At 56.7% G+C, this 12,373-nt stretch carries 11 protein-coding genes; 1 reads left to right on the plus strand and 10 read right to left on the minus strand.

Annotated features, from left to right (window positions below):
* Nucleotides 1-286: 286 nt before the first annotated feature.
* The 10 genes from FE783_RS32970 to FE783_RS33015 all read right to left on the minus strand — a co-directional run bounded on the left by FE783_RS32970 (nucleotide 287) and on the right by FE783_RS33015 (nucleotide 11,486).
* Nucleotides 287-1,378, minus strand: a complete 1,092-nt coding sequence (locus tag FE783_RS32970) for a hypothetical protein (protein WP_138883657.1) — start codon at nucleotides 1,376-1,378, stop codon at nucleotides 287-289.
* 5 nt (nucleotides 1,379-1,383) lie between these two features.
* Nucleotides 1,384-2,418 carry an alpha/beta hydrolase family protein gene (locus tag FE783_RS32975; protein ID WP_138883658.1) on the minus strand — a complete coding sequence of 345 codons (1,035 nt, stop codon included), beginning with the start codon at nucleotides 2,416-2,418 and terminating at the stop codon, nucleotides 1,384-1,386.
* Nucleotides 2,419-2,770: 352 nt separating this feature from the next.
* Nucleotides 2,771-3,676 (minus strand): Gfo/Idh/MocA family protein, encoded by a 906-nt coding sequence (locus tag FE783_RS32980; protein WP_138883659.1) that lies wholly within the window; start codon nucleotides 3,674-3,676, stop codon nucleotides 2,771-2,773.
* A 153-nt stretch (nucleotides 3,677-3,829) separates the two neighbouring features.
* Nucleotides 3,830-5,176, minus strand: a complete 1,347-nt coding sequence (locus FE783_RS32985) for a helix-turn-helix domain-containing protein (RefSeq protein ID WP_138883660.1) — start codon at nucleotides 5,174-5,176, stop codon at nucleotides 3,830-3,832.
* 65 nt (nucleotides 5,177-5,241) lie between these two features.
* Entirely contained in the window at nucleotides 5,242-6,429 is a 1,188-nt protein-coding gene (locus FE783_RS32990) for a M20 metallopeptidase family protein (protein ID WP_138883661.1), read from the minus strand.
* Nucleotides 6,430-6,789: 360 nt separating this feature from the next.
* Nucleotides 6,790-7,746: an L-serine ammonia-lyase, iron-sulfur-dependent, subunit alpha gene (sdaAA, locus tag FE783_RS32995; RefSeq protein ID WP_138883662.1), complete on the minus strand. Its 957-nt coding sequence runs from the start codon at nucleotides 7,744-7,746 to the stop codon at nucleotides 6,790-6,792.
* A complete protein-coding gene (gene sdaAB / locus FE783_RS33000) occupies nucleotides 7,743-8,432 on the minus strand; it encodes an L-serine ammonia-lyase, iron-sulfur-dependent subunit beta (RefSeq protein ID WP_138883663.1) in 690 nt (229 codons plus the stop codon). The genes sdaAA and sdaAB overlap by 4 nt, the downstream gene beginning before the upstream one ends.
* A gap of 102 nt (nucleotides 8,433-8,534) precedes the next feature.
* Complete coding sequence (locus FE783_RS33005; RefSeq protein ID WP_138883664.1) at nucleotides 8,535-9,602, minus strand: dihydrodipicolinate synthase family protein; 1,068 nt, start codon at nucleotides 9,600-9,602, stop codon at nucleotides 8,535-8,537.
* A 3-nt stretch (nucleotides 9,603-9,605) separates the two neighbouring features.
* Nucleotides 9,606-10,622, minus strand: a complete 1,017-nt coding sequence (locus tag FE783_RS33010; RefSeq protein ID WP_138883665.1) for an NAD-dependent epimerase/dehydratase family protein — start codon at nucleotides 10,620-10,622, stop codon at nucleotides 9,606-9,608.
* A gap of 273 nt (nucleotides 10,623-10,895) precedes the next feature.
* Nucleotides 10,896-11,486 (minus strand): TetR/AcrR family transcriptional regulator, encoded by a 591-nt coding sequence (locus FE783_RS33015; protein ID WP_138883666.1) that lies wholly within the window; start codon nucleotides 11,484-11,486, stop codon nucleotides 10,896-10,898.
* A gap of 93 nt (nucleotides 11,487-11,579) precedes the next feature.
* On the opposite strand from FE783_RS33015, the gene FE783_RS33020 reads away from it, so the two are divergent.
* The gene (locus tag FE783_RS33020) at nucleotides 11,580-12,125 is read left to right on the plus strand and encodes a hypothetical protein (RefSeq protein ID WP_138883667.1); all 546 of its coding nucleotides are present in this window, start codon (nucleotides 11,580-11,582) and stop codon (nucleotides 12,123-12,125) included.
* The last annotated feature ends 248 nt before the right edge of the window (nucleotides 12,126-12,373 follow it).

Consider the following 12,373-nt stretch of genomic DNA (forward strand, 5'->3'; position numbering starts at 1 on the left):
TCTTGTGCTACTTTCAGTCGGAGTTCTTCGTAGATGCTGTTCTTTTTCATGTTGTTCGCCCCCCCTCATCTATAGTGTACATGAGTTCACTATGATGACTCCATTCCAATTATGGGGCTTAAATGTATTAATGAAATTTGGTTTACTATTCGCTGTATATGCCCCCCTGGCTAAGTGAATAGCGCATTAGAGTTCAGTAATAGTGAAGTTTGGATCGTTCAAGAAGATATGTCAAAAAAGATCCCGTTCGGACAACGCGTCCGGATGGGATCTTTTTCATTTGCCGCTAGTCGATACACTCGCTCAAGAATGCCGGCGAGTATCCGTTTTCCGTCGCCCATTTGGCCGTCGTCATCAGCTTGTTCCGGTAGTCCGGCTGGTAGGCCTTGTAATGCGGATAATAGTACTGCTCGTGAATCAGAATCTCGATAAAGCCCGCTTCATGGGGGCGGGACTTGACCCGATCCAATTCGGGAACGATCTCGTCCAGCTTCAGCCGGTCCAATACCGCATCGATTTTCATAAAAACGAGATCCTCGCTGTGGTCTTTCCAGAAATCCCGTCCGTTCACATGCGCAGTCTGGTCGATGTCCAAGTAATAGGAGACGACCGGCTTGCCGTCCACAATCCAGAAATAACCGGCCAAGCCGCGAAAGCCGAACTTCCTAAACGCCCTACATCCTTCGCGGGTGGCCTCTCCCCAATGGATCGTCGTAACCGGATCGAGAAGCTCCTCCCCCCCAAACCGGATGATCTGTTCGGTCACCCGCTCGCAGTCCCTCAATACTTCGTCCGCCCCGGCGTTGATATAAGGTTTGTCCGGATCGTTCTGCAGAGCATGGAACGTCAAACGGAGCCAATCCGAGTTCGCCTTCCATTCTTCCTTGTACTTGTCCGGCATTTGCGATAGGTTGAAGCCTTCGGTCTGGTAATAGATGTTAAACTGTACTTTCGTCCCGTATGCATCGTGTACTTCCTTGTACATGGCAAGGTACGGATTATCGAAGATGGAACGGTACTCGTGCTGGTGCTCCGCAATATCTTTCAGAAACCATATGTTGTCGTCCACCGAAATCCGGTATTTGTTAACCGCATGCTTGAGCCAGTATACAACGATGCTCGAGCTGCTGCCGGCGTCTTTATCGGCGATCGCGATCGTGTTGCTGTATCCGTCCAAGGTGATCTCCGCATAATAAGCGCCGTCCCGCAGCAAGGCTTCGACGCCGTTGACGGTTATGCTGCGGCCGGCCGGCCCCGCGATCTCGACCGTAATGTGCAGCCTGCCGTCACGGACCTCGCCGTCGTATTCGTTCAGCATGTCGCCGTCCAATGGGAAAACCGCTTTCAACTGTCCGTTCGATTGAAGCTGCTCAGACATTTCAACTATCCCTCCCCATGTCGTTCAACCCGGTTCAACCACATGTCCAGAAAATGATAAGCGGCGGCCTGCACCGGAGCGGGAAAATCGTGCGCGCTCGTACCGTCGAAAGAAAACATGCGTTCCGGCACACCGAGCCAATCGTACAAGGCGTGCAAATCGCGCATCGCTTCGGCAATCGGCTCCCAATGCGGGAATATTTTATCCGCCTGTCCGCTCCAGTTGAATAAAGGCGTCGGCGCCGCCAAAGCCGCGATCTCGTGCCACTCGAACGGCACGCTCCCCTGCGCAAGGAAGTCGGTGACCGCCGGAATATGCGTAAACCAATCTCTCCGCCCCCAGCGGTTCGGATTCGGGTCGCCGGTAAACGTAGCGAAGCCGCAGCTCGACACGACGGCCCGTATCCGCTCGTCGACCCCGGCGAGGAATATCGCATTGTAGCCGCCAAGCGAGTGCCCGATCGCGCCGATCCGGTCCTCATCGACGTAATCGAGCGATACGAGCAAGTCGACGCCTTGCCTATGGTCGGCCAACATTTTCGCAACCGCGGTCCATTCCGGATAGCGCTCGTAGAAAGGCGCCGTCTGGTATGGCGACGCTCCTTCGTAGACCCGCTCCCCTGCCGTAATCGTATCGGGCGCGAGCACCACATAGCCCCGGTCCGCCAAGTCCGCGCCATAACGCCGGTTATGCCGCCCTTGCGGGGTGGCCGTATCCACCTTGCCTTCGTTTGCCGTCGGGTGAAGCGCCATTATGGCGGGCAGCTTTCCGGCCGCATTCTTTTTCGGTACGAGCAGGAAAGCCGTCACCGTGTCCCCGTCCAGCGTATCATAGCGGAGATGAAGCCGGACATGCCGCTCTTCCTCGGTTTCCGACAGCACCTCGTACTTAAGCGGAACCGACGGAGGGAGCCCGCCGATGAAGTCCAGCCATCGTTGCCTAATCGTTTGCCGCTTCGTTTCCCAGCCGGCCCGGTCGGTTATCCCGTTCAGCAGCTTCGGTACTCCGTCGCGTTTCAATTGCTCCAGCGAATAGCTCATTGAGGCCCCCCGAGCGATCATGATAGATTTGTTTCGATAAGAGTCTCTGGCAGCTCTTATTTATCGAGATTGCCTATTTTTCCGAGAATAAGAGATGAAAGAGGCTCACCCTGTAAATTCGCTGAATTTACAGTTATTCCGCAAGTCCTCGCGGACATAAGCATCTTATTTCAAGCAACTGCGTGAGAAACGGCATAATCAGCCTCGAATAAGAGCTCCTAGCGTCTCTTAATTCCGGCATCTTGCCCAATTATCGATAAATAAGAGCTGCAAAACACTGCTATCCCGCTTCGGCATCCTTATGTATGGTGAAAGGCGGGTAATCGAACTCCCGCCTCCCGCTTCCTATCTATTACAAGGCAACCGTTTTGCCGTTCGTACGGCTTTCGTTCGCCGCTTCGATGAACCGGATGACCGCGATCGTTTCGTCGAAATCGATAGCGGCGCCTTCGCCCTTGAACATCGGTACGATCCGCTCGAGCAGGCTCGCATAGTACGGCTTCGGATGCGAATACACATCCACGAACTGGCTGCCCTTCTCGCGATGGACAGTCGCCCCGAACTGGTTATTGCCTTTCCGGTTGCCGCGTACCGTTGCGATTCTTCCATCAGCCCACCGTCCGACGATTACATCGTAGTCGTCGTTCGTCGTGACCGTGACGTCGAGACAATCTTTGCCGAGTACGGCAAACACCATCTCCACCGTATGAATGCCGTACCAGTAGTAGCCCGGCTGCGTCGGCTGAATGGCCATCGGACCGTAAGCGTCAACTCCGATGACAGCGCCCTTCTCGGCGTTAGCCAATACTTGCGTCAAGCCTTCCGCATAACGGAGCGCGGACGTGCTCATGATAGCGATGCCGTGCTTCGCGGCGAGCGCTGCGATTTGCTTGGCGTCGTCGGAATTGACCGCAAGCGGCTTGTCGATGAATACCGGTTTGCCGTAAGGCGCGATTTTCGCAAACTGCTCCAAATGGACGCGACCGTCCACCGACTCAAGAAGAATGGCATCGCTCAGCTCGGCGACCGCCTCCACCGAGTCGACGATTTGGACGCCGTGCTCGTCGCGCAGCTTGTCGGTAAAGCCTTGCACCCGGGAAATGCTCAAATCGAAATCCGGGGAGCCGCCCGGATAGGCAACGACAACTTTACCGCCCGATACATGGTACGTATGGGTAGAATCGTTCAGCAGCTGGGTAAAAGCGGTAACGTGGGACGTATCCAATCCGATAATCCCGATTTTCAATGCGTTCGACATGGAACGCACCTCCTCATCCGTATTGTCCGATGCTTCGCATTCGCGCGAAGCCCGTTCCTCTAAGTACTATACCAAGAGCGGGAGCGGAAATATTGCCTTTTCTTTCGATCGGGTTCGTCTTTTTTTTCGATGTTTCCCGGTTTTACCCAGATGTTACCTGACGAGCTCGCTTAAGAACGACAGCCTGTATATTTGCTTCGGCCGGCCCTTCGACTTGCCCTTCTCCTCGCCGATAATTTCGATCAGGCCGGAATCCAGCCAAGCGAGCAGAAACCGGTGCGTGCTGCGCACCGTAACGTCGAGCACGTTCGCCAGCTCCTGGGCCGTATAATCCGTCTTGCCGAAACGGGTAACGTGGGCGACGAGCTTGCTTAAATAGCCCGACGTCAAGCCCGCTTCCTCGGCGCGCTTCAGCAGGTTCGCATCGATCAGCGACAAGTCGTATTCGTGCGGGTGCGTCATCTCGAGCGGTCCGATCACGCTTTTGTCCTCGCGGACGATGAAGCAGATGTCGCCTCCGCTTTCCTTCGAGTTGCGCAGCGCCAGTCTGGCGTGCGTGCCGGCTTCATTGGCCGAACGGCCGAACCCGATGCCGATGCTTAAGCTGAGCCCGTAATATTTCTCCACGACCCGGGCGAGCGGAATCGACTTGTAGCCGCCCGTCTCCCTCTCGAATATGCCGCGGGTCGTAATGAACAAATATTCGTTGCCGCCCAAATGCGTCAAATGTCCGTCCAACGATTCTACGTAACCGAGCAGCATCCGGTGAATGTCCAGCTTGAGCCGCTGCACCTCGTGCTCCGACGTTTTCTTCTTCGCCAGCCGGTCGAATTCGTCCACATGAATAAAACCGGCCACGATTTGCGATTCGTTGCTGCGGCGCGTCTCCGTGGACAATAGCGAACGTTCGAGCGAGACGATGATGTCCTGATCGGTCGGCAACACCCATTCGTTCGGAACGCCCTTCTCCGTCAGCGCCGCCGAAACGGAGCCCACGCTCGTAAGAGCTACTTTCGCTCTATTGGACTCGTACTGCTCCGCGTGGAAATCGATCAGCGCTTCCTTCGAGACGAATTCGGAGCCGGGATAATGGATCGTGCCTTTATACGTTTCTCCAAGCTCGCGGAAAGCCTGCTCGACCGACTGCTTGGACAATGTGTCGACCGACATTTCCGACAGCCCGTATCGCCTTTCGATACGGAACAGCGCCCGGTACAGGCCGGTACCCGACAGCCGGACATAGTGGACGGGAATTTTGAAATTGAGCTTTTGTACGGCCAGCCTGTATGGGACCGGTCCCGAGAACAAAATGACCTCCACATGGTCCATCATTTCCCGCGCAAGCTCCGGCGCTTCGTCCTCGCGGCTGTATACCCGCGAAATCGGATCGAACGACGGGAACCCTTTCAAGCAATGGTTCATTTTCTCGACGAGCGGTTCGGGGCCGATAATCCCGATGGCAATGCCTTTGGCGATCGGAGCCGTGTTCGTTTCGGCCATGGTTCAGCCTCCAGACGTGACATTAATCGTTGTGCTGCGGCGATGGGTGCGAATCGCTTCCAGCCTTATACTAATCGTTTCAACGCGATGGCCGCAAGAAGGGAAGCCCCGAGAGGCAAGCATTCCTCTTCGATCCGGAATTTCGGATGATGGAGCCCGTACGAGCGCTCCGCTCCTTCACGAGGACCGGATCCGAGCCAGAAGAAGCAGCCCGGCACCTTCTGCAAATAAAGCGAGAAATCTTCCCCGGCGAGTGTCGGCGCCGCCTCGATCCGGTTGTCCGCGCCGATCGCCTCTTCGACGGTGCGCTCCACATGCGCGACGGAGTCGTCTGCGCTTACGAGCACCGGCGTCATCTCGGTGTATTCGACCTCGGCCTTGCACCGGTACGCTTCGGCGATCTGGCCGGCGATGCGGGTGATTCGCTCTTTCATCGTTGCTTGGACGTGCGGAGCGAACGTCCGGATCGTGCCGACCATCGAGGCGCGGTGCGGGATGACGTTGTACGTATCGCCCGCCTGCAAGCTTCCGACTGTCACGACAACCGGATCGAACGGAGATATTTCCCGGCTCACCGCCGTTTGCAATCCGGTTACGATCGCCGACGCGGCGACGACCGGGTCGATGCTTTGGTCCGGAATCGCGCCGTGGCCGCCTTTGCCCGTAAGCAATATTTCGAAGCGGTCGACCGAGCCCATCAGCGATCCGTAACGGGTAGCGACTTTGCCGGCCGCGAGCGTCGGCAAATTGTGCAGCCCGAATATTTCATCGACGCCGTCGAGAGCGCCTTCCTCGATCATGAGCCGGGCGCCGCGGTTGATTTCCTCGGCCGATTGGAACAGGAAGCGGACGGTGCCCTGAATTTGCTCCTTCTGCTCCATCAGAATGCGGGCCGCGCCGAGCAGCATCGTCGTGTGGGCGTCGTGTCCGCAAGCATGCATGACGCCTGGACGCTGCGAGGCGAACGGCTCTCCGCTCTCTTCTTCGATCGGAAGCGCATCCATATCGGCGCGAAGCGCGATCGTCTTCCCCGGCTTGGCGCCTGCCAGATCGGCTACGATGCCGTGGCCGCCTACGCCGGTCTTGATTTCGAATCCCATTGCCCGCAATTGTTCCGCGACTTTCGCCGCCGTCTCCGACTCCTGCATGCTCAGTTCCGGATAACGGTGCAAATCGCGCCGAAACTCGACCAGCTCGGATTCCATCCGTTTGCCCGCAGCCAGCAGCGGCTGCAGGGCGGTTGCCTGTGACATGAAGATCGCCCTTTCGTAATCGCGTTTCGTAACGGTTCCGCTTAAATGAAAACGATCTATCCAGTACCATAATCGTACATTCGGGACAAATCGTCAACAACGGAGCCTGTACAATTCCACTCTGCTGCATATTCGCTAAAATTTGGCATCATAAGTTACATTTGAGCGTTATTTTGCCGATGGACCGCCTTTGGGCGGGCAATAAGATGCATTTGTACGTTATTTCCGCCTCAGTACACAGCCGATTCCGCCGAAATGCGCGCCCATAAGGTACATCTGAGCGCTATTTCGCCGATGGACCGCCTTCGGGCGGGCGATAAGGTACATTTGGACGTTATTTCCGCCCTGAACCTTAGCCAGCTACTTGTCCTTGCCCTCATCGCTGTCCGATTGCGAATCGGAGGCTTTGCCGGCAGCGCCGCCAGAAGTTTGCTTCGGCGCGCCTTTCCGGTACAGCTGGTCCATGATCTTCTTACCCGTAGGCGTCTGGGCGAGCCCGCCCTTCGCCGTCTCCCGGTGCTTCTCCGGCATGCTGGCCCCGACCTCCAGCATGACCTGGATCACTTCGTCCGAAGGAATGACGCTGCGCACGCCGGCCAGCGCCATATCCGCAGCCGCGAGCGCGTTCACCGCTCCGAAGCCGTTGCGGACGATGCACGGGATTTCGACGAGTCCGCCTACCGGGTCGCATATGAGCCCGAGCGTATTTTTGAGCGCCAGCCCAACGGCGTGCGCCGCCTGAGCCGGCGTACCTCCGCGGAGCTCCGCCATCGCCCCGGCCGCCATGCCGATCGCCGAGCCGACCTCCGCCTGGCAGCCGCCCTCGGCGCCCGAGACGAACGAGTTGTTCGCGATGACGTAGCCGATCGCTCCGGCCGCGAACAAGGCGTACGTCATCGTATCGTCATCCCAGCCGAACCGCTTCTGGCTGCTGACGAATACGCCCGGAATAATCCCGCACGAACCGGCCGTCGGCGTGGCGATGATCCGCCCCATCGAAGCGTTTACTTCGGACACGGCAAGGGCGTTCGCCATCGCCTCCGCCGCAACGGCTCCGACGGACGCTTCATTCCCTTCCATATATTGCATCACCCGCTGGGCGTCGCGTCCGGTCAGCCCGCTGCGGGAAGTCGTATCTTCGGTCAAGCCTTTGCGGACCGCTTCTTTCATGATCGAGTAATAGTCGGCCATCTTGCGGAATTCTTCCTGTTCGCTCCGGCCGGATTCATTGGCCTGCTCCTCCAGCATGAGACGGCCGAACGATTTGTTTTCCTGCTCGCACAGCTCGACCAATTGCTTCAGCGTACGGAATCTCATGGTGCATCGCTCCCCCTATTCGCCGTCAAGTCGACCAGACGGACATCGCGAACCGTCGCCAGCTGCGCGATCTCCCGAATCAGTTCCTCCGTAAGCGAGCTGTCCGTATCGATGACGGTGAGCGCTTCTCCGCTGCGCCCTTTCCGGTCGACGGACATATGTCCGATATTGACGTTCTCGCGGCTCAGCACCCGGGTTACGTCGGCGATCATGCCGGGCCGGTCGTTATGAAACAAAATGAGAGTCGGATACATCGCGGTAAATTTCACGTCGAATTCGTTCACGCCCAACACTTCGATGTTGCCTCCTCCAATCGAGGCTCCGGTTACGATCACTTCCCGCTCGCCGCAGCGCAGCATCACTTTAGCCGTATTCGGGTGCGGAAATTGACCTTTTCCCTCTTTAAATGCAATGGTTATGCCGAGCTGTTCGGCAATCGCGAGCGAAGAGGGGATGCGCGAATCGTCGGTGTCGAAATCGAGCAAGCCGCCCACGATGGCGAGATCCGTGCCATGGCCGCGATACGTATCTGCAAAAGACCCGTAAAACAATATGTCCGCCTTCTCCGGCAAATCGCCGAGAATGTGCCGCGCGACGCGTCCGATCCGGACGGCGCCCGCCGTGTGCGAGCTCGATGGCCCGACCATGGCCGGACCGATAATCGAGAAAACGTCTTTGAATCGCATATTCGCTGACCCCTCATTCTGCTCCGTCTTGCAATATTTTATTCGAAACGGACAAAAACGGACAGCACTATTTCACTGTCCGCTTTACGATTGTCGCGATTGTCAGTCGGCAAGCCACTCGTTCAAATGTTCCCGGACAAACGCGTCGTCGTTCAAGTGCGGATAATCGCGATACATCCGATCGATCTCCTCCGATTGACCCGGCGACAGCACTTCGTGCGGATTCAGGCACCATGTGCCTTTCATGAGCCCTTGACGGCGCAGCACCTCGTGAATGCCCGGAATGCAGCCGGCGAAATTGTGCGCCGGATCGAAGAAGGCGGCGTTCGTTTCCGTCACTTCGATATTCCGCATCAGCCAGTCCGCGGATATTGTGGCGTCGTTCCGAACTTGCTTGACTTCCTCAAGCAGCTCGACCGCTTTTTTCGTCCATACGCACCAATGGCCGAGCAATCCGCCGACGATTTTCTTCTCGACCGTCTTGCCGTCGACGTTGAAACGGTACGTCGTCAGCAAATCGTTGACGATATTATCGTCGTTCCCCGTATACAGCGCGATCTCGTCGCTGCGTTTGGAGTAAGCCACCGCACGCACGACGTCGATTGTCTGATAGCGGTTGAACGGAGCCATCTTGATCGCGATGACGCCGTCGATGTCGGCCAGTTGACGCCAGAAATCGAAACTGAAGATGCGGCCGCCGACCGATGGCTGCAGGTAGAAGCCGATGACCGGGATTTTCTCGGCAACGGCGCGGATCCGCTCCAGATGCTGCTCCTCGGTCCAATCCTTCAGTCCGCCCATGCTGACCAGACCGGCGTCGTAGCCGATCCGAACCGCAATGTCGGCTTCGTTCAGCGCTTGTGCGGTAGGGCCGCAAATGCCGGCCACTTTCAGGAAAGGACGATCCAGCTTCGCACGGTCCACCTCTTCGGCAGCCAGACGGAGCACCGGCTCGTACAGATTATGCTGCGGCTCGCGAATTTCGAACTGCGTCGAATGGACGCCTACGGCAACGCCGCCGGCTCCCGCCGCGATATAGTAACGGGTCAGCGCCCGCTGATGCCTCGCATCCAGCTTCCGATCCTCAGTCAGCGCGAGCGGCTGAGCCGGAATGACGAGACCGTCGTGCAGCGCCTTTACTTGTTCGGGGCTTAATGATTTGCGGCTCATCGTTTAATATTTCCCCTCTCTTTCCTGGAAGTGGGTCGGTTTGTTCCAAGTTTTGCCGTCCGCCGCAACCCAATCGGCGATCCAATCGAGCATTTGCGCGATGCTGACGCGCGGATATCCGAACGTTTTGTGCGCTTTCGAGCAGTTGCTGAGCAGCGCGGTATCCGATTCTTGTCCGACGATGTTCGCTTCCGTGCCGAGGCGCTTCGCGAATTCGTTCGCAACCCAGCGGAGAGACAACGTTTCCGGTCCGGACATGTTGAATACGTTCGGCGGCGTGCTGCAGACGTTCAAGCAGCGGATCGCCCATTCGTTGGCGTCGCCTTGCCATACGACGTTGGCATGGCCCATCGTGACGTCGACAGGAAGGCCGGCTTTGACCGATTTGGCGATTTCGAGCAGAACGCCATAACGGAGGTCAATCGCATAGTTCAAACGGTAGATCGCCATCGGGATGTCGTATTTATGGGAGAAGCTTTCGAACACGCGCTCGCGGCCGAGGCAGGACATGCCGTACTCGCCGTTCGCTCCCGGAGGCGTGCTTTCCGTCGCGCCGCCGGAAAATACCGGAGTGAGCGGATATACGTTGCCCGTCGAGAATACGACGATGCGGGAGTTTTTATATTTTTCCGCTACGCGGCCCGGTAAATACGAGTTCATCGCCCACGTGAAATGCTCGTTGCCGGTAGTGCCGAATTTGTTGCCCGCCATATAAATAACGTTCTTCACATCCGGCAATTGCTGGAGCTGGTTATCGTTCAACAGGTCAACGCTGATCGTCTCGATGCCGTCCGCTTCGAGCTCCGCTTTCAGTTCCTTATCGGAGAAACGCGATGCGCCGTATATTTTTTTGTGAACGCCCGCTTGCTTCAATGCGTTTTGCGCCAGTCTCGCCAGACTCGGACCCATTTTGCCGCCGATGCCGAGCAGCATAATGTCTCCGTCGATCGCAGCGATATCCTTGACAAGCGCCTCGGAAGGTTCGGCCAGTTTGGCTTCTAATTCGGCAATTGTTTTCATAAGTACTCCCTTCGTTTTTGCGAAATATATTATTGCTACCCTAAGCTTAGGGCATACGGATATTAAAAGACAAGTCTATAAAATGTCCATTAGTTGCGCTTACACCAAAACCGGTTCGGGCGTGCGCCAAAAAGCATCCTTCCAGCCTTATCCGGCGCAGGATGCTATAAGTTCCCCCAAAAGTGAAGATTCGCTTCGAAGTGAATTCCGACTACTTCTGGGGGAGCCCCCTGTTTGAACAGCCCAGTATAAATCCCCCAAGAAGTGAAACGGCTAACGGAGAATGCGATCCAGGTGGTAAGACACGACCTCCCTGATTTGTTGGCGGGTCAGACGCTCGGGACAAGTTACCCCATGGACGACGAGCCCGTCCACCATCGCGTGCATTCTCTTCGCTTCAAGCCCCGGATCGATGTCCGGCTTCGTCAAGTTCAACCGGATAAGCTCGTCCGTTATTTGGCGGAAGAGGGCATGAAGCGCATCGTGAACTTCCCGCAGCAGCGCTCCCAGCGCCGAATCGGCTACCGCTTTGCCCGCGAAAGCAAACCAAACCTCGCACTCGGCCGCGCGCTCCTCGTCGAGCGGAACAAGCTCCGCGATGAGCGTCTCTATATCGTGTCGGATATCCCCGGTCCGCTTCTTGCTCCGCAGCCTGCGCTCGACCCTGTCCGCGACAAGTCTCATGGAGAAAGCGATCAGCTCGGAATGCGTAACAAAATAATGGCGAAGCGAGCCGAGCGACATCCCGGCTTCCTCCGCGACGCGTCGTACGGACACCTCGTCTATCCCTTTGGTTCGAATAATGCGCCAAGCCGCTTCGGCGAGCTGTACCCGGCGACTGTCATGATCTACGATTTTCGGCATGCTCCGATTATAGCACGGTTGTTTTTCATAATACAGTCGTGCTAAAATAATTTTGGTTTTAATACACCTGTACTAAAAAAGGAGCGTCCATCGATGATTATGGCTTTTATTATAGGTTGCGAAATCGGCTTCTGGCTGTTCGTGCTGGCCGGATTGTTCAGCCGATACATTTTGAAGCGGAAGAGACTGGGCTCCGTTCTTCTGCTGTTCACTCCGCTTGTCGATCTTGTTCTCATCGTCGCGACCGTTATCGATTTGCGGAATGGAGCGACAGCGAATACCGCTCACGGCTTGGCAGCCGTATATATAGGCGTCTCCGTCGCCTATGGGCATCGGATGATCAAATGGGCCGACGAACGGTTCGCCCACCGGTTCGCCGGAGGGCTTCCGCCCGCCCCCTCCCCCAAACACGGCCGCGCGCATGCGAGCCATGAAGCGAAGCTGTGGCTGCATCATCTTGTCGCGTGGGTGCTCGGATGCGCGATCTTGTATGCGATGGTTTGGTTCGTCGGGGACGGGCAGCGCACTTCCGCCTTGCTCTCTATCGTAAAGCTATGGACGGTCGTGCTCGGCATCGACCTGCTATGGAGTCTCAGCTACTTCATTTGGCCCAAGAAAGACAAAGCCGCTTCCCGGTAGCGGCTGACAAACACCGGATTTCTTCGCAGGGATGATGGGCAAGATCGCTCAATCGGCCGGCCGGTCAACAGTCGCGTACGCAAGCGCCGGCACGCTGGGAAATCGAACGATGGGGCTCGCTCGATAAGTAATGGAAACATGAATGCATCCGGGTATAGCCTCGACCACTAAATGGAAAACCTGAAGTAAATGCAACAAGAAAAGAGCAAATATCGACCATTAACGGAAATCCTACATCTAAATTCGTC

It is taken from the genome of Paenibacillus mesophilus, assembly GCF_005938385.1.
GTDB lineage: Bacteria > Bacillota > Bacilli > Paenibacillales > NBRC-103111 > Paenibacillus_AB > Paenibacillus_AB mesophilus.